General features: G+C 47.2%; 15 protein-coding genes, 3 tRNA genes and 1 pseudogene. 9 read left to right on the top strand and 10 right to left on the bottom strand.

Annotated elements, in window-relative coordinates; all coding sequences use genetic code 11:
- The first annotated feature begins 257 nt into the window (after positions 1-257).
- The gene (locus ACOJTG_RS02775; RefSeq protein WP_420152407.1) at positions 258-1,340 is read left to right on the top strand and encodes a Gfo/Idh/MocA family protein; all 1,083 of its coding nucleotides are present in this window, start codon (positions 258-260) and stop codon (positions 1,338-1,340) included.
- 76 nt (positions 1,341-1,416) lie between these two features.
- Here the strand turns inward: ACOJTG_RS02775 and ACOJTG_RS02770 are convergent, their stop codons facing one another.
- Positions 1,417-2,214, bottom strand: coding sequence for a helix-turn-helix domain-containing protein (locus ACOJTG_RS02770; RefSeq protein WP_420152406.1), 798 nt, complete (start codon positions 2,212-2,214; stop codon positions 1,417-1,419).
- A gap of 101 nt (positions 2,215-2,315) precedes the next feature.
- On the opposite strand from ACOJTG_RS02770, the gene ACOJTG_RS02765 reads away from it, so the two are divergent.
- The 3 genes from ACOJTG_RS02765 to ACOJTG_RS02755 are packed head-to-tail and all read left to right on the top strand — an operon-like array spanning position 2,316 to position 6,289.
- On the top strand, positions 2,316-3,638 hold the full coding sequence (locus ACOJTG_RS02765) for a TolC family protein (protein WP_420152405.1): 1,323 nt from the start codon (positions 2,316-2,318) through the stop codon (positions 3,636-3,638).
- Between the two features lie 3 nt (positions 3,639-3,641).
- A complete protein-coding gene (locus ACOJTG_RS02760) occupies positions 3,642-4,703 on the top strand; it encodes an HlyD family secretion protein (RefSeq protein WP_420152404.1) in 1,062 nt (353 codons plus the stop codon).
- A gap of 2 nt (positions 4,704-4,705) precedes the next feature.
- Complete coding sequence (locus ACOJTG_RS02755; protein ID WP_420152403.1) at positions 4,706-6,289, top strand: MFS transporter; 1,584 nt, start codon at positions 4,706-4,708, stop codon at positions 6,287-6,289.
- A gap of 74 nt (positions 6,290-6,363) precedes the next feature.
- Here ACOJTG_RS02755 and ACOJTG_RS02750 read toward each other — a convergent pair whose 3' ends face one another.
- The 8 genes from ACOJTG_RS02750 to ACOJTG_RS02715 all read right to left on the bottom strand — a co-directional run bounded on the left by ACOJTG_RS02750 (position 6,364) and on the right by ACOJTG_RS02715 (position 19,068).
- Entirely contained in the window at positions 6,364-7,893 is a 1,530-nt protein-coding gene (locus ACOJTG_RS02750; RefSeq protein ID WP_420152402.1) for a glutamate synthase subunit beta, read from the bottom strand.
- Positions 7,894-8,000: 107 nt separating this feature from the next.
- On the bottom strand, positions 8,001-12,605 hold the full coding sequence (gltB, locus tag ACOJTG_RS02745) for a glutamate synthase large subunit (protein ID WP_420152401.1): 4,605 nt from the start codon (positions 12,603-12,605) through the stop codon (positions 8,001-8,003).
- Positions 12,606-13,158: 553 nt separating this feature from the next.
- A complete protein-coding gene (locus ACOJTG_RS02740; RefSeq protein WP_420152400.1) occupies positions 13,159-14,571 on the bottom strand; it encodes a glycoside hydrolase family 28 protein in 1,413 nt (470 codons plus the stop codon).
- Positions 14,572-14,685: 114 nt separating this feature from the next.
- Positions 14,686-15,633 (bottom strand): ribonuclease Z, encoded by a 948-nt coding sequence (locus ACOJTG_RS02735; protein ID WP_420152399.1) that lies wholly within the window; start codon positions 15,631-15,633, stop codon positions 14,686-14,688.
- Positions 15,634-15,718: 85 nt separating this feature from the next.
- Positions 15,719-16,162: an STAS domain-containing protein gene (locus tag ACOJTG_RS02730; RefSeq protein WP_094816926.1), complete on the bottom strand. Its 444-nt coding sequence runs from the start codon at positions 16,160-16,162 to the stop codon at positions 15,719-15,721.
- A 185-nt stretch (positions 16,163-16,347) separates the two neighbouring features.
- Positions 16,348-17,292, bottom strand: a complete 945-nt coding sequence (locus ACOJTG_RS02725; RefSeq protein ID WP_420152398.1) for a phosphoribosylaminoimidazolesuccinocarboxamide synthase — start codon at positions 17,290-17,292, stop codon at positions 16,348-16,350.
- A 115-nt stretch (positions 17,293-17,407) separates the two neighbouring features.
- Positions 17,408-18,082, bottom strand: coding sequence for a hypothetical protein (locus ACOJTG_RS02720; RefSeq protein WP_420152397.1), 675 nt, complete (start codon positions 18,080-18,082; stop codon positions 17,408-17,410).
- Between the two features lie 23 nt (positions 18,083-18,105).
- Positions 18,106-19,068, bottom strand: coding sequence for a vWA domain-containing protein (locus ACOJTG_RS02715; RefSeq protein ID WP_420152396.1), 963 nt, complete (start codon positions 19,066-19,068; stop codon positions 18,106-18,108).
- Positions 19,069-19,168: 100 nt separating this feature from the next.
- On the opposite strand from ACOJTG_RS02715, the gene ACOJTG_RS02710 reads away from it, so the two are divergent.
- The 3 genes from ACOJTG_RS02710 to ACOJTG_RS02700 all read left to right on the top strand — a co-directional run bounded on the left by ACOJTG_RS02710 (position 19,169) and on the right by ACOJTG_RS02700 (position 19,485).
- Positions 19,169-19,256, top strand: a tRNA-Ser gene (locus ACOJTG_RS02710).
- A gap of 18 nt (positions 19,257-19,274) precedes the next feature.
- Positions 19,275-19,348, top strand: a tRNA-Pro gene (locus ACOJTG_RS02705).
- A gap of 63 nt (positions 19,349-19,411) precedes the next feature.
- Positions 19,412-19,485 (top strand) — tRNA-Arg (locus ACOJTG_RS02700).
- Positions 19,486-19,629: 144 nt separating this feature from the next.
- On the opposite strand, the gene ACOJTG_RS02695 is transcribed toward ACOJTG_RS02700, so the two are convergent.
- The gene (locus tag ACOJTG_RS02695; protein ID WP_420152395.1) at positions 19,630-20,346 is read right to left on the bottom strand and encodes an HNH endonuclease; all 717 of its coding nucleotides are present in this window, start codon (positions 20,344-20,346) and stop codon (positions 19,630-19,632) included.
- 1,133 nt (positions 20,347-21,479) lie between these two features.
- Between ACOJTG_RS02695 and ACOJTG_RS02690 the strand changes: the two genes are divergently transcribed.
- A complete protein-coding gene (locus ACOJTG_RS02690; RefSeq protein WP_420152394.1) occupies positions 21,480-22,520 on the top strand; it encodes a hypothetical protein in 1,041 nt (346 codons plus the stop codon).
- Between the two features lie 96 nt (positions 22,521-22,616).
- Positions 22,617-23,035 (top strand): annotated as a pseudogene (locus tag ACOJTG_RS02685) (hypothetical protein); the annotation flags it as partial.

Here is a 23,035-nt window from a genome sequence, read left to right as displayed (position 1 = left end):
CGGTCACCCCTAATTTTTACTAATCAAAAAACTACCCCTTCGAGACACTAAAAAATTTTAAAATATGTCATGGTAGCCTCGGTTGGGGTTTGCAATTTCGCGTTATTTGGGAAAAGATGGAGTGATTTCAGCAGATTATTCTGTTTCCGAACAAAAATCAGATTCTTTTCGCGGGGGAATCACCCCTTTTTTCAACCGATTCAATTATTAATCAAACCGGAGAACCTGGTTCTCAACGGATTACCTCTACCATTTTCATGACACTTACATCCAACAAGGTACGCGTGCTGGTCGTAGGCTGTGGCAATATGGGAGCCTCCCATGCCTTGGCTTACCAAAATCTGGACGGATTCGAAATCTGCGGGATTGTTTCACCCGGAAAAAGCAAGGAAGTGCTTAACGAGAAATTAGGCGGCGGTTATACGCTGTTTAACGATTACGCAACGGCTTTGACCGAAACCCAGCCCGACGCCGTTTGTATTTCTACGTACCCCGATACGCACGAGCCTTACGCGATTATGGCCCTGGAACAAGGAGCCCATGTGTTTATCGAAAAACCCCTGGCGGATACCGTTGAAGGTGCCAAACGCGTTGTAGCAGCGGCCGAAAAAGCGGGGAAGAAAGTGGTAGTAGGGTATATCCTGAGGCACCATCCGAGCTGGGAAAAATTCGTGGAAATCGCCCAGGACATGGGTAAGCCATTGGTAATGCGAATGAACCTTAATCAGCAGAGCCACGGTACCATGTGGACGGTACACCGGAATCTGATGAAGAGCCTGAGTCCGATTGTAGACTGCGGTGTACACTATATCGACGTCATGTGTCAGATGACGCGGTCGAAGCCCGTGCAGGTAAACGCCATCGGGGCCCGACTTACCGATGAAATTCCGGATTCAAATTACAACTACGGTCAACTGCAAATCCGTTTTGAGGACGGTTCAGTAGGCTGGTACGAAGCAGGCTGGGGACCAATGATGAGCGAAACGGCCTTCTTTGTGAAAGATGTGATCGGACCGAAAGGTTGCGTATCTATCGTGGCCAAAGACGCCGGAGCGGCGGGTAAATCCGATAATGTTGATTCCCATACAAAGACCGAATCCTTGCGGGTACACCGGGCTAAACTCAATCAGGACGATCAGTTTGTACAGGCCGATGAGTGGATTAACCTGACCGACGAGCCTGACCACAATGAGCTGTGTCAGCGGGAACAGCAGTTTTTCCTAAAAGCCATTCAGGAAAATACGGATTTGACGGATCACTTACAGGATGCCGTGAACAGTCTGCAAATTGCCTTCGCCTGTGATGAATCCGTACGGACGGGGCAACCGGTGATGCTGTAGATTTATAGGTGAGAATGTACAGCGTACAGATGATAGAGATTTTGGACTGCCAGCTTTTGAGCTGGCAGTTTTTGTTTTATACGGATTTGGCCGTTCGAAACTCGGCGGGTCGTCGATTAACCAGTTGCAGAAATGTATTACTAAACGTCGACAAGCTGGTGTAACCCACGTCGTAGGCGATCTCAGTAATGGATTTATCCGTTTGTAATAACTCCTCAATAGCCCGGACAATGCGGTACATCTTCACGTATTGTAAAAAGGATAGTTCCATCTCCTGCTGAAAAAGCCGCGATAAGGTACGAGCACTCAACCCGAATTCGTAGGCAACTTCCGGTAAGTGCAAAGGCCTGGATACGTGCTGTTGTAAATACGTGATGATGGGTAGCAAACGCTCGTTTTGCGTCGTGGGAATGGCAATCGGCAACGGATGCTGACCGATTTCGGGCAGCAGGTACTTCAGCGTACGCAGAAACTCATAGGCGTAGACGCCGGGTCGAACCATACCCTGCCAGCGTTCGGAAAAGAGAATCATTTCCAGCAATAAATCCGTAACGGGGTAAATGCCCATTTTGCTAAAAAACGGATGCGTCAGATCGTTTTCGGAAGGTAGGTACAGATTGGTTACCCGTAACGTTGACGAGGTATGTAGTACATAGTGCTCAAGTTCGGGCGGAATCCAGATAAAGTGGCGGGCGGGAAGAAAGTAAGCTTTGTCGCGGGTATACAGATAGGAGATACCGCCTTCAATATACGTAAATTGTCCTTTTTGGTGAAAGTGGTACGGAAACGTCTCCTCTTGCTTTTTATGAATAATGAATATTGAATCTTGAAATTGATCAATATTCTGCAAATACTCCCTTGTATACGAATTCATAAAAATAATCAATGGCTGGAATTGACAAATAATTGGCAATTTATATAAAATAGCTCATTTTGTATTATTCTAATTTTGTGTTTGTAAACGAGTAACGCAAAATGAAACGATGCATACGGGCTATACTGCTCGGAATCAACCTGATCGGAGTAACGCAGGCCCAAACCATTCCACCAGAAACCCATCAGACGCTTACACTTACGGAAGCCTGGCAAAAGGCCGAACAGTACAATAAAACGCTTCAGGAACAGAACCTTCGGATCCAGATCAGTCACGAAAAAGTGCAGGATACTAAGAGCGAACGGCTGCCCGAAATCGGAGCCAGTACGCAATACGCCCGCATTACGAATCTCCCGATTTACGAACGGGGTATCCTGAATACGCCAACGCAGTACCCGGTGTTACACAACATGTTTCAGTTGAAAACCGAAGCCTACTTCAATTTGTACGAAGGAAAGAAACTGCAAACGAAAATCAAAAACGAAGAGACCGAACACGAACGGGTTGAGATTCAGAAAGAAGAAAGCGTATCGCAGGTAAAGCTACGCGTAGCAGCGGTATACTTGGATTTACAGCGGAGTTTGATCTTCAAAGATTTGACCCTTAAAAATATTGAAGAAGCCGAAAAGCGGCTAACGGACATTCGTGAACTGCATAAAAACGGCGTCGTCATCCGGAGTGACCTCTTACGAGCCGAGCTTCAGTTATCCCGCCAGAAGATGGCCTTACGGGAAATTGAAAACTCCATCGCTATCACCAGTCAGAAATTGAATCTGATGATCGGGCTGCCCGAGACCACAACAATCCAGCCCGTAGCTCTGGTAGAGGGAGATTCGCTCAGTCGGAGCTATGATTCTTATTTGGATGAAGCCTTCGACCACGCTCATCTGCTACGGATTTCAGAGAAAGAACAGGAACTAACCGGTCTCAGACTGAAAGAACTACAGGCGGATAACAAGCCGAAAGTGGGGCTTTTCGCTGAATACCAGTACGGCTATCCGCAGATTACGTTTTTCCCCTACACCGGAGCTTTATACGGTTTTGGCATGGGTGGTCTCAAGGCCTCGTACTCGCTTTCGTCGCTCTACCATAATAAACATAAAATTCAGGCCGCGGCTATTGACGTGCAGCGTCAGGAAGTGATTACTTCCGATCGGCAGGATCAGGTCAAACAGGCTGTGAAGGAAGCGTACGTGCGATACGGTGAATCCCTGCAACGGATTCAGGTGGCCGAACTGAGTATCAAGCAGGCTACCGAAAACTACCGGATTGTGAAGAATACCTATTTCAATCAGCTGGCCTTACTCACGGATCTGATCGATGCCGATACCCAACTGCTGCAAAGTCAGTACGATCTGGCGGCGGCTCGATTGACGGCTCGACTTCAATACTATCAACTCTTACATACGACTGGAAATTTATAAGCCATGAACCCCTCATCCAAACAAACGCGAACCGATCGACTCATCACCCGGGTAACGGCCTGGGTGGCCCTGGTGATTCTGCTGGGATTAGCCGTCTGGGGCGGACAATCTCTCTGGGATCTGTACCATTTTGAAGAAACCAACGATGCCCAGATCGACGAATACATCAACCCCGTAACGAGCCGCGTGACGGGTTACGTACGGGAAGTCTACTACAAAGACGATCAGGAAGTGAAAAAAGGCGATACGCTGGTAGTCATCGACGACGACGAATACCAGATTCAAAAAGCCGAGGCTGAAGCGGCTCTGATGACGGCAAAGGCCCAGATTGGCGTGCTGCACAGTAACACGATTACATCCGATAAAAACGCGGTGGTCAATCAATTACAGATCGGAGCGGCTAAGGCCAAGCTCGTCAAACAGCAGCAGGATTACGATCGTTACGAGAAATTGCTCGCGACAGAATCCGTCACCCGGCAGCAATTTGAAAACGTGAAGATGGCCCTTGATGTGGCGAAATCGGAGTACGAGGCTTTACAGAAATCATACGAAACATCCTTGTCCAAAACCGATGACATTACGGCTCAGAAGGCCGTCGCTCTGGCGGAAATTAAACGCCGTCAGGCCGTGCTGGATGAGATCAAACTGAAGATTTCCTACGCCGTTATTCGGGCTCCATACGACGGAAAAATGGGCAAGAAAAGCATTCAAAAGGGTCAGTTGATTCAGGCGGGACAAACACTCGCTTTCATGGTGGATTCCGAAGAAGGGAAGTGGGTAATTGCGAATTACAAGGAAACCCAGTTACAGCACATGCACATCGGTCAGCCCGTAAACATCGAAACGGATGCCTTTCCCGGAAAGATTTTTCACGGCGAAATTGTCTCGCTGTCGGCCGCTACGGGTTCCCGCTTTTCGTTACTGCCGCCCGATAATGCGACGGGGAACTTCGTAAAAATCATTCAACGCGTGCCGATCCGGATCAAACTCACCGACGACGCGAATACAACCAAAGGATTGCGGGCGGGTATGAACGCCGTTGTAACCCTTAAGAAAGGAGCCTAACGATGGAGACCCTGCCCATATTTAAACGCTGGGTACCCGAGTGGTTCATTCGGGCTACGCTGTTCATCGTACTGATGCCGGGGCTATTTCTGCTAGGTCTATACGCCGGAAACGTCAATGAAACCGTCGGGTATTACGGCATTGAGCCCGCTGACGTGCAGTTCTCCATTCTGGTGTATTACGTGGCACTAGCGAGTTTTTTTTCGCTCGAACAACGGCTGGTCAGCTACTTTGCGGCTAAGCATTATTTTCTGCTCGGCCTTTTGCTAACGATTCTGATTAACCTGGCCTTGTACCACGTTCGTCAGACACAAATTCTGTTTGTCCTTCGGTTTTTCCAGGGAATCTGTATCAGTGGGATTATCGCTACTTCCATGAACCTGATTTTCTCGCGAATGCGTACGGAACGGGTTCGGATCATGGGCTACACGGTGTTCTATGGACTGTTGCTGGTCTCGGCTCCCTTGTCGTCGCTAGTGGTTTCCTGGGCGTTGCAGTACCTGGAATTCAACGCCTTGTACAAACTCATGATTTATATGCAGCTGCCCGGAGCAATCCTGCTATTGCTGATTATGAACCACGTCCGATTAAAACGCCACATCCCCCTGTATCAGGTGGAATGGATCAGTTTCGTACTGATGGTTCCGGCCTTGCTGATGTGGGCGTATATGATGGTATACGGCCAACAGGAAAACGGGTTGGATTCACCCAGGATTTGGTTCTGTCTGCTCGGGAGTATGGCTTTGGCGACCTTGTTTATCCTGCGGCAGCGGTCCTTGAAACGTCCGTACATTAATCTGAATGTCTTTAAAAGCTCGTCGTTCGTACTGGGACTGCTGATCTTACTGGTGTTTTACGTGTGTCGCGGTGCCTTGGGTTTAAGCTCGACGTACTTCGCCACCGTACTGAAAATGGACCCGATTCACGTCTCCGAACTGATGCTGGTCAATATGGCGGGCATTGCCGTGGGGTCACTGATCGTATCCCGATTCGTCATTCTTAAAAAAAGCCTGCGACTGATTTTACTGACGGGCTTTGCCATTCTGGGAATATTTCACGTCTGGATGTATAGTCTGTTTTCCAACCAGGCCGAACCGATCTATTACATCATTCCGCTGTTTCTTCAGGGACTAGGGGCTGCCACCCTGATGGTCCCAATCATTAATTTTTACGTATCTGCCGTACCGGCATCCATCAGTAGTTCGGCTTCGGCGGTAGGGATTCTGGTACGTTTTACGGGTTTTAGTCTAAGCATGGGGATTCTAAATTTCACCCGCTTGTTTTCGAAAAGTTTGCACTACCACCGTTTACAGGATGAGGTCACTGCCACCAACCCCTACACACTGCAACGCCTAAGCCAGTACAAGGAAACGCTGATGCACCAAGGTATGGCGGGGGATCAGGCCAGTCTGGTGGCGAACAAGTGGTTGGGCCAATCGGTAGATCTGCAAACGCAGCTTCGCTATTCGATGGATTATTACCTGATTGTGGCCGCTGTCATTGGGGTAACCATGCTGGCAATTGCCCTGGTACCTTACTTGCGGACGAAGCTTCTCTCTACGCGACAACCGCCGATACCGTTTTGATGGGATCCTATGTACAAAGAAAAGCCCTCCGATAGAATATGTCGGAGGGCTTTTCTTCATTACTAAAATTCTATTTAAACCACCGCGAACATCGACTTGGCTTTCGCTTCGAGTTTCGAAGTTCCACCGTTGAGGTAGCAGTCAGCAGCACGGGCGGCTTCGCGACCTTCACTAATGGCCCATACCACCAGCGATTGTCCGCGACGCATATCACCGGCTACGAATACTTTGTCGATACCCGTCTGGTAATCATCCGAAAGGACGTTACCGCGGTTGTCAAATTCCAGTCCCTGTTCAGCCAGTTGTGACAACAGACCTTCGCGTTGGGGGTGGAGGAAGCCCGCCGCAATTAGTGCGAGATCGCAGGGAACCACGCGTTCGTTTTGCTCAACGTTCTGGGCTTTGCCATCCACTACCGTCAGGACGATGTCGGCAATACGCAGGTGCGTCAGTTTTTCACCGTCACCGATAAATTCTTTCACGGAAATGCTCCAGAAACGTTCGCAGCCTTCGTCGTGTGAGGTGCTGGTCCGTTTCATATTCGGCCATAAGGGCCAGGGCGTACCCGGGTGGCGATCTTTCGGGGGTTCGGGCATTACCTCTACCTGCGTAACCGAAGCCGCGGAATGACGGTTGGACGTACCGATACAGTCAGAACCCGTATCGCCACCACCAATCACGACCACGTGTTTACCCGTCGCGAGCAATTCTCCATTTTTGTAGTGCATGCCGCGATGATCGTATACACGGTCAATGTTGGCATTACGCTTGTTTTGCTGACTCAGGAATTCCATGGCCGGGTGTACGCCTTTGTTCAGGTACGTATCCCAACCAATTACATCCTTACCATCCCAGGTTTTGTTGATCCCCCGGGCCACGGTCGAGCCGCCCGAAAGCATAACCAGATCATACTGATCGAGCAGTTCCGAGCCGGAAATATCCTCGCCCACGTTGACGCCCGTTTTGAAGGTGATGCCTTCGGCTTGCATCACTTCTACACGGCGGTCGATGGTCCATTTTTCGAGTTTGAAATCGGGGATGCCGTAGCGTAACAAACCACCCACCTGATCGGCCCGTTCGTAAACGGTAACCCAGTGACCCGCCTTGTTGAGTTGAGCCGCCGCAGCCAGACCCGCAGGTCCGCCACCGATGACGGCTACTTTCTTACCCGTACGATCTTTCTCATCAATTTGCAGGGGCTTCACGTAACCGTTCAGGAAGGCGTACTCGATGATGGATTTCTCGATGTACTCAATCGTAACGGGGGGCTTGTTGATGCCCAGTACGCAGGAAGCCTCGCAGGGAGCTGGACAGATACGACCCGTAAATTCCGGGAAGTTGTTCGTCGAACTCAGAATTTCGTAAGCCAGACCCCAGTTGTTTTCGTACACGGCGTCGTTGAATTCCGGGATGATGTTTCCCAGCGGACAGCCGTTGTGACAGAAAGGAATACCGCAGTCCATGCAGCGGGCGGCATTGTGCGTCTGTACTTGTTCAAAAGACAGATCAATGTCAATTTCCTTGTAATCGAGTTTACGCTCAGCTACCGGACGTTTGCTAGGTAATTCTCGCGTAAATTCCAGAAAACCAGTTGGTTTGCCCATTGTACGTATGAATAGTGACTACCCGAAGGCAGTACGAATGATCGAATTGGAAAACTTGAAAGGGGAGAGTAGAGAGGATTCCCAGGGGCGGGAATCCTCCCGAATCATTATTTTACCAGCACGTCTGCTACAAAGTCACCGTATACGACTTCTTTGTTCGCAATCTGATCGCTCAGGGCAATGCCTTTGTTGGCCAGAGCCTGCTTAAAGTCGGTCGGCATCACCTTCACGAACTGATCGGCAAGGGTATCCCAGTTATCGAGTACGATGTTCGCTACTTTCGACTTCGTATACGAACGGTGTTTCTCAACGTACATGCGAACGATGTTATGATCTTCGCTGCTGAGCTTTTCCAGAGTAATCATTTCCGGATTGACCTTGTCAGCAAAATCACCGTTTTTATCCCAGATGTACGCGACACCGCCACTCATACCCGCACCGAAGTTACGTCCGGTATTACCCAGAATGATTACTAAACCACCCGTCATGTACTCGCAACCGTGATCGCCGATGCCTTCGACGACTACTTTGGCACCCGAGTTCCGAACGCCGAAACGTTCGCCAGCCATACCGCGGATGTACGCTTCACCGGAAGTGGCTCCGTAGAAGCACACGTTACCGACGATACTATTTTGAGAAGGAATGAAGTCTGGTTTGATGTTACGGTCGGGGTAAATGATCAGCTCCGTACCGCAAAGGCCCTTGCCCACGTAATCGTTGGCGTCGCCTTCCAGTTCCAGTCGCATCCCGTGGGTACCAAACGCTCCGAAGCTTTGTCCGGCCGTACCCCGGAATTTGAAGTGAATCGTTCCGGCGGGCAGACCTTTGGCCTTGTACACCTTCGTGATTTCGTTGGAAAGCATGGTGCCTACCGTCCGGTTCACGTTGATGATGGGGAATTCGCCCGTTACCTTTTCCTGATTTTCCAGAGCCGCTTTGGCCTTTTCAATCATGGCCCAGTCGAGCTGTACATCCAGTCCGTGATCCTGCTCTTCTACTTTCACCATCGGCTCGGTATCGTACATCGGATCGCGGTACAGAATGGCTCCCAGATTCACCGATTTGGCTTTCCAGTTCTGAACGCCTTCGCGTACTTTCAGACGCTCCACGTGACCCACCATTTCGTTGATGGTACGGAAACCAAGCTTCCGCATGTACTCACGAACTTCGTTCGCCAGGAATTGGAACAGATTCACCACGTGATCGGCATCGCCCGTGAACAGAGCCCGTAAGTCCGGATTCTGCGTGGCAACGCCCACCGGGCAGGTATTCAGGTGACACTTCCGCATCATGATACAACCCATCGTGACCAGAGCTGCCGTGGCTACGCCAAATTCTTCGGCTCCAAGCAGGGCTGCAATGACAATATCACGACCCGTTTTCAGCTGACCATCCGTCTGAATGGTGACGCGACCCCGTAAGCGGTTACGTACCAGCGTCTGGTGCGTTTCGGCCAGACCCAGTTCCCAGGGCAGACCCGCGTGACGAATCGACGACAGGGGAGAAGCTCCCGTACCGCCATCGTGACCCGCAATCAGGATATGATCGGCGTGAGCTTTCGCTACACCCGTAGCTACCGTACCCACACCCGCTTCCGATACCAGTTTGACCGAGATACGAGCCTGACGGTTCGCATTCTTCAAATCGAAAATCAGCTGGGCTAAATCTTCAATCGAGTAAATGTCGTGGTGGGGCGGGGGCGAAATCAAACCTACGCCGGGCGTCGAGTGACGCGTTTTTCCAATCCAGGCATCTACTTTATGGCCAGGCAGCTGACCACCCTCACCGGGCTTGGCTCCCTGAGCCATTTTAATTTGTAACTCCTTAGCGTTCGTCAGGTATTCCATCGTTACCCCGAAACGTCCGGACGCTACCTGCTTGATGGCCGAGTTCATCGAATCACCATTGGGCAGTACCGTATAGAAACGCTTCGGATCTTCACCGCCTTCGCCCGTGTTCGACTTGCCGCCGATCCGGTTCATGGCGATGGCCAGCGTGGAGTGAGCTTCCCAGGAAATGGAACCAAAGGACATGGCACCCGTCGCAAACCGCGTCATGATGCTCTGGATGGATTCCACTTCTTCGTCTTTCAGCCACTCCGATTGGGGCAACAGTTTCAGATCCAGCAGGCCGCGTAAAGTGGCCGTTTTCTGGGTCTGGTCGTCAATGGCTTTGGTATATTTCTTGAACAACTCGAAGTCGTTCTTCTTCGTCGATTGCTGAAGGGCGTGAACCGTTTCAGGATTGAAGAGGTGGAATTCACCCCGGTGCTTCCACTGGTACACACCACCCACTTCCAGACGCGGATTGCCCACGTGAGCCTCCGGGAACGCCTGATGGTGACGAATCAGTACTTCGGTTTGAATACCGTCCAGATTCAGACCGCCAATCCGCGTAACCGTTCCGGTGAAATATTCATCCACCACTTCTTTCGTAATACCCAGAGCTTCGAAAATCTGAGCTCCCTGGTAACTCTGAAGCGTGGAAATGCCCATTTTCGAAAAGATCTTGAGCAACTCACCGTTCACTGCCTTGATATAATTCTGGCAAAGCTTGTCGAAATCGTAAGGAACCGATACGAGGTTTTTCTCCCGCATGTTCGAAATGGTTTCGAAAGCCATGTACGGGTTCACCGCTGCCGCCCCGAAACCGATCAGGGTAGCAAAGTGGTGCGTTTCCCAAACGTCACCCGCTTCTACGATCAGACCCACTTTCGCCCGCAAGCCTTTGCGGCTCAGGTGCTGGTGGACGGCTGAAGTAGCCAGCAGCGAGGGGATCGGAGCGTGGTTGGAATCCACGCCACGGTCGGAAAGCGTAATGATCTGGTAATCGTCATTAACGGCGTATTCCGCGTCTTCGCAAATCCGTTTAAGGGCTTTTTTCAGAGCACCTACGCCGCCGCTAGCCCGGAAGGTCGTGTATACCGTTTTGTTGGTGAAATGCCGGGTATCAATGTTCCGGATTTTTTCCAGCTGCGTATTGTCCAGCACGGGCTGACGAAATTCCAGCACTTTACAGTGTTCCGGTGATTCCGTCAGGATGTTTCCGTAACCACCCACGTAGCTGATCAGGGACATGATCGTACGCTCCCGAATCGGGTCAATGGGCGGGTTGGTTACCTGGGCAAACAATTGCTTGAAGTAATGGCTCAGGTGCTGGCTCTGGTCGGAAAGAATCGCCAGTGGCGTATCTACCCCCATCGAACCCAACGCTTCCTTACCAGTTTCCACCATCTGCGTCAGGATCATTCGGATGTCTTCCGACGTCATGCCGAATACCTGTTGCTTGGTAATGAGCTCCTTATCGTAAGGCGTATTCCACTCCGTTTTGGGTTCGGGCAGATCGTTCAGCGTGATTTTGTACTTGTTCAGCCATTTCTGATAGGGCTGAGCGGCACAAATTTCGGATTTCAGTTCTTCGTCGGGAATGATGCGACCCTGCTCCATATCCACGACGAACATACGACCGGGTTGCAGACGACCTTTTGAAACCACTTTTGATTGATCGATGTCGAGTACCCCCGCTTCCGAAGACAGGATGACAGTATCGTCGTCGAGTACCCAGAAACGGCTCGGACGCAGACCATTCCGATCGAGCGTAGCACCGATGATTTTTCCGTCGGTAAACGAGATCGAGGCCGGACCATCCCAGGGCTCCATCAGAGCCGCGTGGTATTCGTAGAAGGCTTTCCGTTGCAGATCCATTTCCGTGTTGCCATCCCAGGCTTCGGGAATGAGCATCATCATCACGTGGGGCAACGAGCGACCCGCCAAATACAGTAACTCGATGGCGTTGTCGAGGCTCGCCGAATCGGACTGACCGGCTGGACAAAGAGCCTCGCGAATGATTTTCAGTTCCTCGTCGGAGAACACATCTGACTTGAACAGGGCCGAAGTAGCTTTGAACCAGCTTACATTTCCTTTAACCGTATTGATCTCACCGTTGTGAGCAATGAAACGGAAAGGCTGAGCCAGTTTCCACTCGGGGAAGGTATTGGTAGAGAATCGGCTGTGAACGATGGCAAAAGCCGAGGTCACCGATTCATTCTGTAAATCGAGGAAATAAGGCAGGGTTTGCATCGTTGTGAGCATCCCCTTATAAATGATGGTACGCGTCGAAAGCGACGAGAAATAGAACTTCTCATTCACTCCCCGTACGGCTTCGTTCACGACCCGCGTCACCAGTTGACGGAATACGTACAGCTTCCGTTCGAAATCTAGTTCACCCGTCAGGTGGGCCGGACGGCGAATGAACAACTGTTCCATCTGAGGCTCGGAGTTGCCGGAATCGGCTCCCTGAATGTCCGCATTGTTCACGGGAACGACGCGGTAGCCCAGAATTTCCAGGCCCAGTTCTAAGGCCTGACGATGAATAACTTCCTTGCATTCCTGACGTACGGCGGCATCTTTGGGGAAGAACGTCATTCCGACGCCGTAATCCCCGGCGGCGGGCAGACTAATGCCTTCCTTGGCACATACTTTCAGGAAAAACTCGTGGGGAATTTGCAGCAGAATGCCGGCTCCGTCACCGGAGTTCGGATCACATCCACAGGCACCCCGGTGATCCATGCGTTCCAGAATCTGGATGGCATCGCGGACGGTGCGGTGCGACTTGCGGCCTTTCATATTGGCAATGAAGCCAATGCCACAGGCATCGTGCTCAAATTCAGGGCGGTAGAGGCCCAGAGGTTGCTGGTTAGGCTGGTCAGACATATTCCTAACGGTTTGCTCGGTAAAAATTCAAAATTCGGTAATGCAATCAGATGGAAAATCTCAGAACAAAACCTGTATCAAGGGAGAAAAGGACCACAGATTTTAAACTGGTCTGCTAAGATACTACAAAAAATAATTGGTTAAAAATCGGATTAGCCATAGAATATTTGGAATCCTTAAGATTTAAAGAAATAATTAAATTTAGTGTTAACTTTTTTATATTCCTAATAAAAGACAATTAATCTTGAAAATTTAATAATTAGCTAACTAGGTTTCCATTTCGTTGATTCAGAAAAGAAAATTTTAAGAACCGTCTGTTGAAGGTTTCAAAAACCGTATATCACTTGTGTAAAATGAAAAAAAACCAGTTTTAAGGTTTTGTTAAGTTTCAAAATGAATTTTTAATAAAAAAAAGATGAAATCGTCTGGGAAATGCTAAAAAGGAAAACAAACAGGAAGCAAATGGCCTGGAATGACGAACAAAAGCGGTATTTATAAAAAACGCACGACTTTTAAGCCGTACGTTTCTTAAGAGAATAAATGAACAGGCTGATTATTTGAGCCGTTCTTCATCTTCGACACCGCCCGTTTTCTTCTTGGGCTGTTTTTTGCCGATGGATAGTTTCAACTGATCGAAATTCCAATCGCTGGTATACTCCATCACGCCTAGTTCCTGAGCTTGTATACTGCTCTCCGTAAAGACAAAATTTTTCAGTAAAGACTGCTCCAGTCCGGTAGCGACGAAAGCCGTCTGGGCGTTGGTTACTTTGACGTTCTTTACGTAGATATTTTTAGCGTAGGGAATTCCCTTTTCCGCCGGGGTTACTTTCTGAAGCATCGATTTCCAGTGAGCGGGGATCGCTTCGTAGGTATAGCCCGCGGGAAGCGTGGAGTAGCTATAGGCCGGATACCAGTTGAGGTTAAATTGGAAAGCCGTATTCAGCGAATCCATTTCCGTATTCTGGAAGTAAATGTCCTCAATGGTACCGCCGCGGGTCGTGGCTGACTTGATGCGTAGGCCGTTATCGGTGTGTTTGGCGTAGAGATCGGTTGCCAGTACGTGGCGGATGCCGCCGGAAGTTTCACTACCCAACGTGACCAGTCCGGCCCCGCGACGGGCAATGCACTTGCGGATGACCACGTATTCCGTAGGCTTATTTACCCGCAGACCGTCCCAGTCACGACCGGCCTTCAGGCAGAAATTATCATCGTTACAGTCAATGTCACAGTTTTCGATTAGTACCCAGGTCGAGGAATCCACGTCCACGCCGTCGGTACTCGGACCACTGCCATCTTCATTGTTTCGAATCACGACGCCGTCAACGGTTAGATGATCGGAATACAGCAATTGTACCGTCCAGAAACCCGCATTTTTGAAGGTAAGCCCTTTCAGTGTAATGTCGCTGGAATTTTGGACGAGGAACGTACGTACCCGTTTCACGTCGTAATCCACGATCCAGCGTAGGCCTTTGGTATCGTATTCCTTGCGGGTTTTCCAGTACAGATCCCAGTTGAATTTTCCCCGGGCATTCACTACGCCTTCACCCGTAACGGCCGCATTTTTGGCGTCCATCACATTGAACAAGGCGGCGGGCCACTTCATTTCAATCCCGGCCACGCGGGTATCGATGTCGGGGTAGTCCTCCAGCTTCTCACTGCCCAGAATCAGGACGTCTTTACTGATTTTTAAATGTACGTTGGATTTTACGAACAAAGCCCCCGTCACGTAGCTGCCTGGCTTGAACGTGACGATACCGCCGCCTTTCTGAGCACAGGCATCGATGGCTTTCTGAATGGCTTTGGTAGCGAGCGTTTTGCCGTCGGCTTTGGCTCCGTAGGCATTCACGCTAAATTCCTGGGAAGCGTCGGGGAAACGGCGGGCACCCGTCTTGGTAACCCAGTCCAGGTTTTGAGCTTTCGTATGCAGGCTCAACAGCAGAAAAAAGAGAAGCAAGTGTTTCGTCATAGTGTATTAGGTCGTGCGTTAGTAAAGAACCACGGCTGGTAATCCAATGACGAAAGAACCACATTTCTCTCAGAAACGAGGTTCCGGGCAGGAAGCTACAGGATAGTAAGGGGTCTAGAAAGGCTGATGCTCGATGCTTTGCGGATTGATACCGACGGCATACGTATGTCCTTCTTCGGCCAGAAACGTGTTCGCAAACACTTCACGGGCTTCGGGCAAGAGGTGGTCTACTTCCCGGTACCGCGAAGAAAAATGCCCTAACAGCAACTGGCCCACCTGGGCATCACGAGCAACCTGAGCCGCCTGTCGGGCCGTGGAATGGTTAGTCCGTACGGCTCGCTCAAGCAAATTGTCCGCGAATGTGGCCTCGTGGTACAGCAAATCGACTTCCTGTACGTACTGATACAGTTCGGGCAGATAAATAGTATCCGAACAAAACGCGTAGCTGCGGGGCGTAGGCGGCGGGGTGGTCAGATCTTCGAAACGGTATTTTACCTGACCATTTTCATCCAGTACGTCTTTTCCCTGTTTCAATTGAATTAGCTCGTTCGGATGAGCCTCGGGGGGCACCAGCCCGCGAATCAGATTCCGATCCCGGGGTTTTTCCCGGAAGATAAAACCGGTACAAGGAATGCGGTGCTGCAACGGAACGGTATCGACGGTCAGGTGCGGGTGATCCAGGATGCGTTCGACCTGGGTTGGATTGGTGGTGCGGAATTCCAGCGGATAGGTCAGTAACGTATTGGAGTATTTAAAATGCGTGGTAATGATTTCATCCAGACCGTGCGGACCGTAAATCACGAGCGGTTCCAGCCGTTGAGTCAGACTCATACTCGTCAGGAGTCCAAACAATCCAAAGTAATGGTCACCGTGTAAGTGGGAAATAAAAATGTGGTGCAGCTTACTCAGCCGCAGTTTATACCGCAGAATCTGTAGCTGTGTACCTTCGCCGCAATCCAGCAAAAAATGCTCATTGTCATACGTAATCCACTGAGCCGTAGGATTTCTTTGCAGGGTTGGCGTCGCGGAACCCGTACCTAAAATGGTGACTTGAAATTGCAAAGCTTTGTAAGGTTTGTGTTTACGTGGGAACGGAAAAGAATTATTCCTCATCCCAAAAAAAGCCAGCCCTTAGGCCAGCTTTTCATTAATATTCTTCGTCTTTGCTGGAAGAGCTGCCGCCTTCTTCGTCGGCACTTCCGCCGTAATCGTATTCATCGTCTTCTTCTTCGCGGAATTCGCCTTCGAGTTCGTTCATGAACACGGCATCCACGGCTTCTTCGACGGTCGGCAGAATCGTCAGATCCCGGATTTTGGCTTCATCCAAGCTTTCGATTAAGTCCTCATCCTTGCTCACTAGTACCAGCAGACCGCCGTCCCGCAGACACAGTTCGTTGGCTTTACGCAGTACCGAAAAACCATCTTGCTCGATCGTTTGTACCTTCTCCAGATCAAACACCATGTTCGTGTACCCTTCTTTCCAGAGGGAGGCTACGGACTTGGAAATGCCCTGGGAAACTTCCGTATCGATAGTCGCCGTATTCACGTCGATCAATACGTACTGCTGGCTTTTTTCTATTTTAAACTCCATACGTTTACAGTGGTCCTTTATGATTTTTAGTTTCGGTTGATAGTCTGTGCGGTGTTGTTTGTTGATAGTTGTTGGGGTCACTGATCAGCGGCTTCCCAAAGAGCTGGAACTATTTGACTGATCAAGACAGGCTAGGGTACAACCTTCTTGATAACAAAAAATTATTTTGTACAAACAACAACCAACTAGCTATTTCTCGCGGCCAGTAACGCATTCACATTAGCTTCAATACGAGCCAAAGCGTCGGGATCTGGAGTGGGAGCAAACGTGCGGCCCGTTACTTTTTCAAACAGCTCGATGTATCTATGCGATATTTCCTGCGTCCATTCTTCCGACATGGCGGGAACAGTCTGACCTTCTTTTCCCTGGAATCCATTAGCAATGAGCCACTCCCGCACAAACTCTTTGGAGAGTTGCCGCTGGGTTTCGCCCGCCGCCTGCCGTTCGGCGTATCCGTCGGCGTAAAAATAGCGGCTCGAATCGGGCGTATGAATCTCGTCGATCAGGTAAATCTCCGTACCACGCTTCCCGAATTCGTACTTCGTGTCAACCAGGATGAGTCCCTGATCGGCGGCCATTTGGGTGCCCCGCTCGAACAAAGCCAGTGTATACTGCTCCAGTTGCGTATATTCTTCTTCGGAAATCAATCCCTGCCGGAGGATTTCCTCGCGGGAAATATCCTCATCGTGTCCTTCGTGAGCCTTCGTCGTAGGTGTAATGATGGGTTGAGGCAGTCGGTCATTTTCCTTCAGTCCTTCGGGTAGGGTTACGCCGCAAAGCTCCCGTAATCCGGAACGATAGGTACGCCAGGCGTGACCTGCCAGATACCCTCGAACGACCATTTCAACGGGGTAAGCTTCACATTTCCAGCCGAAACTAACGTTAGGGTCGGGCACTTCCAGTAACCAGTTAGGAACCAGATCCGCCGTAGCCTGCAGGAAGTGAGCGGCAATCTGATTAAGCACCTGTCCTTTGTAAGGGATGGCACTGGGCAATATCACGTCAAATGCTGAAATACGGTCGGAGGCAATGGCCAGCATCGTATCGTCAAAAAAGTATACGTCACGAACCTTGCCGTGATACAGGCCGGTCTGACCGGGAAATTGAAATTCGGTACGGGAGATAGGCATGAACCTTTGTATAAGTTGCGGGTGGCAAAATTAACGAGCTTCCGTACAAATGCCAACTTCTGGCTTCAATGAGTACGCACAAGCGGAAAGACCGTCCGGATTTAAAGGCGAAGGGTTACCATTTTTCCTTCGTCTCTACCGTATTCTCGGCCCGGTGTGGGTGTTGCTGGAGGTACTGAATCTCCTGGTTGCGGGAAGATTCCAGCAGGCGTAAGGCCTGTTCTTCGGAAAGATTTACTTGATTCAAGGATTTTAAAATTTCTTCTTTGCGGGTGGAAGCCTGTACTTCGGCGGACTGGGGCGGCGGCGTACTGGCCGAAGTATTAGGCGGCGGAGGTGTCGTGGGCATATCAGGGCGGTCGATGTGCCGACGGCGAACAAATTCGTAATTAAAACGGGCCTGTTCGTTTTCGGAATTCCGCTCCAGGGCTCGCTGAAACTGTTCCTCGGCTCGTAGTGTATCGCCCGAAGAGCAGGCCAGGACCCCCAACTGATTAAGAGCAGCAGACGCAATCCAGGCATCGGATACGTGAATCAGCCGATTGTACTGCTGCAACGCCAAAGCCGTATCCTTTTGGGCAAAGGCCGCGTGAGCCATATTCAAAATGATGTACGGATCGGGTACGAGCTGCGTTCGCTCCAAATACTCGTAATATTGAATGGCCTGATCGTATTTTTTCTGACGATAGGCTTCTTCGGCCATGCGTTTAGCCTGATTTCGTTGGATAATCTGACTGGGCCAGCCCAAGGTGGTCAGCCAGATGGCAATTTTTAACCAGAAAATATTCATACACAAGCTCGACTCGGAGCGGATTACAAACGAAACGTACGCACCGTGATCAAAATATCCAGACTCAGTAATACCAGACCCAGAATAACGAAATAATAGTAGCGATTGGACGTAATGGCTATTTTCCGCTGGTCGATCAGCCGCCCGGCTACCTGCTGTATGCTTTGGGTCAGTTGGGGAAAATCGTTGCGTACGGTGGTGATTTCGTAATAGTCACCGCCGGTGGTCGCGGCCATTTTCTCCAGCGACTCGGATTGCAAATACGTACGTACAAAGGAACCGTCCTCGCCTTTAATGAATCCATTACCAAAGGGAATACGACTGCCTTCGCGGGTGCCAATGCCCAAGCAAAACAACTGAATACCCTGTCGGCGAATGGACCGGAGCGTTTTGGTAGCGACGCCGTTAAAATCTTCACCATCGCTGAGAAACACAATAACTTTCGAAGCATTAGCCCGCGTATGCTCGCCCGACTGTTTATCCAGGGCCATTTGCAGGGCCGGTTCGAAGGCGGTTCCCTGATCGGTCAGCATGCGGGTGTTGAGCGACTCGATAAAGACGGTCAGGGCGTTGCGGTCAAAAGTCAGCGGGCACTGTAGGTAGGTGCCCGAGGAAAAAACGATGAGACCGAAGCGATCGTTGGGAAACTGCGTAATGAGTCGATTCAGTTCAAACTTGATGCGTTGCAGGCGGGAAGGCTGAATGTCCGTCGCATCCATGGAGCTGGAGACATCGACTACGAGAAAAATATCCTTGCCCACGGCCTGCACATCCCGTTCGGGATCGCCGAAGGAAGGCTCCAGCAACCCGATGATCAGAGCACCCATGGCCGCCGAGCGAAGAAAAAACTTCAGGGCAACGGAGCGGGCAGAGGTATTCAGTCGGTGAGCATACCAAAAAGTTCGACCCAAATAGATGAGGTATAGAATACCGAATAAAGCAATGAAAATCAGCTCCGTTCGTCCCCAATCACGATTAAAAATCATACTGCTATCAACGGTGAAAACTGCAAAAAACGAATTTTTTTTCGAAAATACTTGTGTTTGGGGTTTTTAAGAGCCTATATTTGCGAACCGAAACGGAGAAGGAGAGGTGCCTGAGTGGCCGAAAGGAGCAGTTTGCTAAACTGTCGTACGCCTAAAGCGTACCGCGGGTTCGAATCCCGCCCTCTCCGCACAGTTTTGAATTTTTTCGGGGTGTAGCGTAGCCCGGTATCGCGTCTGCTTTGGGAGCAGAAGGCCGTCAGTTCGAATCTGGCCACCCCGACTACTAAATTGACCAGTGCCCGTTCTCAGAATTCTGTGAACCACGCTGAAACCGGCTGAGTCTGGTCCTATAGCTCAACCGGATAGAGCAACTGCCTTCTAAGCAGTAGGTTGCAGGTTCGAGTCCTGCTGGGATCACATTGGAAATCAGAGCCTTACGAATTTATTCGTAAGGCTTTTTTATTGCTGATCACCTACAAACTCACCTACATTGATTATTTTGAAGTTCCGGAATGTAAGTTTCATTTGATGATGCAGTAGGAAAGTGACTATCAAAATAAATTATGATTTTAGTTGTTGGACAATACCTCTAAGCTCTTTCCAATCCATGCTCAGTCGGCGATGTAGCATGCGGTGACAATTGGAACACACCAAAATCAAGTCACTCAACTTAGTTACATCACCGGGCCTCATTGAGCTTACAGGTTTGGTATGGTGGCATTCGATGAATCCAATCCCTAACTCTCCGTAAGTGGCCTGGAAGTCGAATTCACATACGCAGCAGATGAGCTTTCTCTTTTTAACTTCAATAGCTTTCTTCCTTTGGATTAGTGTAGGTTTTCGTTCTAGATGCTTATGAAATCGATACAAAACTCTTCCTTCCTGGACTTCTAGTTCTTCACTTTCATCATTTGGGGCGAAAATGTAAGGAGCTTCGGTTGTTGCGAGCTTGGAGATTGTATCTGCTATTTTTCTCAGTTCATCCTTCTTCTGGTAAAACTCAAAAAAGATCTCTTTATCTAATTGGCCGTAGCGGGCTAGCCCAGTACGAGTATCCGTTGGATCAATGCTCAGAAAGTTACCCAACTTCATATATACCCCATCTGGATTCCTAAACTTGTTATTTCGTTGATCCAGGGGTATTGTGGGAAGCTTATTTAAAAGATTACTCAAATCGATAACTGAGGGGTGCTTTGGCCCAAGCGACCTGTATTCCTGCCGGAAGTAAAGATCCAGTACTAAAATGAGTTCGTCTTTTTGCCAGCTAGGGTTTTTCATTTATATCTCTATGTTGCTTAGAAATGCTAGTTACTGGGTTTATAATCAAATAGCCATGGTAAGTGGATATAAGAGTCATATATGAATCCCTTAGTAAGATATTCCATAAACGTATACAAACTTAGGTAGTACCCCTCGCTTCTGATTAGGTCTATACGTAAATTTTACCAACGTCAATATAATTTCAAATTTTATCAATAGTTTTATAGCATTAACCCAACACTCCGTCAGGTGTCCGCATGAAGAAGTATATACCTAACCTTATCCCGGTTAAGCATCGGGTATTACCCGACTATTTTAAAGAAACCACTACGACGCCTGATGCCCAACAAAAAGCCTCTTATGGTTGGTGGTTTGTGTGTATCCCACTTTTTCTACTTGCCACTATAATATTCCCTTTTTATAGTAGAATTAAAATTTGGCTACATTGTATAGGTCTTTTACTAGCTATTCCGATTAATATATATATAATATCAATCCAAAGTGATGTGGCCGCCTAGGCTCTCTTTTAAGGCAGTCATAGATGCAGCATTGTTCATAAGTAATACTTTGCTACTAGTTATTCGAAGTAGTCGAACAATTGTAGAAATAGGTATATTGTAGAATAATCTTAAAATCTCATATATAAACAGTTAACAAAATAAGTAATTACAAGTGAGTATAATAAAGATAATATCTGATTATGAAAATTTAGTAAAAAAAGGAAATCTGAAATAGATATAAAGACTTAATTTCAAGAAAAGTTAAATAAAAGAAAGATCAAATTATAGACAAATTAGTGTTAGTAAAATTATTGAGTATAAATAAGTTATTGTTCTTATATATATTTAAATAAAATATTTAAAAGTTTTGTTGATAACTATTTTATAATAATGTTGATATAATAATTGATCACTTGAACTAAAATTAACTTTAAAAACCTCATGAAACTATTTGTAAAAAAATCTGTTCGTCATTTTCATGAAAACGACAAAGGAGTACACTTAGTAGATGTACTAAAATAAGCAAAAGGAAACAAATACTATGAAGCATTCTCTAAACTACTTAATGTAGATAATATAAAATCAGATTTTATAAAAATTAAAGGAGCAAGTGCCTTAGTAAAGGCCTTAGAAAAAATCAATAATGATTTTGTGAAATTTGATTTAAAAAGTGATATAAGTAATATGGAATTTTTTTATGGAGATGATAAAAAATTTTATAAAGCATTTAAAAATATAGATGAACTCATTGCTAAAGATGTTGTAAAGGATAAAGAGTTTATATGCACTCCTCAATACTCATCAAAGAATGATTTATTGAAAAGTTTATTTTCAATGCAATCTTTTGAAGCTGAATTGCTCGAAAAAGGACATAAAACTTTTGTAGAAAAATTACTTATAGATATTAAAAATATAATACCTGAAAATAAACATTCAAGCTTTTACAGAATTATCAAAAATGAAAAGAATGAATACTTTCTTAGAGCTATAGTTTCGGAAAGATATAATGATTATAATGATAATATAACAGTTCTATTAGGACTGATAGGGATAAGCAGACAGATGGAATTAAAGCAGGCTGAATTTGTAATACAAAAATTTGAGTATAATGAGCCATACGTTAGAATATATTTTGGAAAGGAGAAAGCAAAATTAATCTCTGGTGTAGGTAAAGTTAAATACGTAATTGAGGTATCAAATGATGAAATAAAAAGAGAATCTTTAAAGTTTGTTGGGGCTGTAAATATAATTTATGGTGAAGAAAATGGTGAAGAGAAACAGTTATATATAAAATCTAACCGAGTTAAACATAAATTATTATCTATAAGTCATGGATCAACACCGGAAACTGCTATAGCCAAATTAAAAGATCTTGATCAATATATTGAACAGGAGGATGATGTATACAAAACTATTGAAGATATTAGTAAAACTAAAAATTTAAATGGTATAAAACATTTAGTATATAGAAAGATTGAAAAATCGAAAAATCCTGGTATTGTAAGCAAAAGAAAGATTTTGTTGAATGAATTAAATAATGAAGTCGATACTATGTTCAAATTATTTGCTGCTTTAGGAAAAGTAGAGGAGTTAGTAGAAGATATCGACGGAAAGGAATTTCTTAGTTATCTGTATTATGATGCATTAATTTATAAAAAAATCAATAAAGATGATTACGAGGTTGACGAATAGAATTGAAGTATAGTTGTGTATTACTCAAAAATTGACCTTTCATATAATTAATATGAAAGGTCAATTTTATAAATTAAACCTTCAAATATTATCTCAATGAAAGGCTCAATCTGGAGAAAGTGGGATTTACACTTACATACTCCACTTACTAAGTTATCGGATAATTTTAAGCTTTTAGATGCAACAGACGTTGATTCAATTTGGCAAAAATACTGTGAAATGATTGAAGAATCAGACGTTTCAGTTTTTGGTATTACAGATTATTTCTGCTGCGAAAATTACTTTGATTTTATTAAAATATTTAAGAAGATATATCCTGAAACTAAAAAGGTCTTTTTTTTGAATATTGAATTTAGATTAGATACGGCTGTGAATAGAAGGGGGGAAGAAGTGAATCTTCATATTTTATTTGATAATATTGTTTCAAAAGAGAAAATTGATAGGTTTTTGACAAGTATCAAAATCAATAGTACTGATGAGTATGGTGTTACAGTTACATGCAAAGATATTAAACA

The sequence above is a fragment of the Siphonobacter sp. genome, assembly GCF_048595215.1.
Lineage (GTDB): Bacteria > Bacteroidota > Bacteroidia > Cytophagales > Spirosomataceae > Siphonobacter.
Note: the sequence above shows the minus strand (reverse complement) of the source record. Positions and strands in the feature narration are given on the sequence as shown.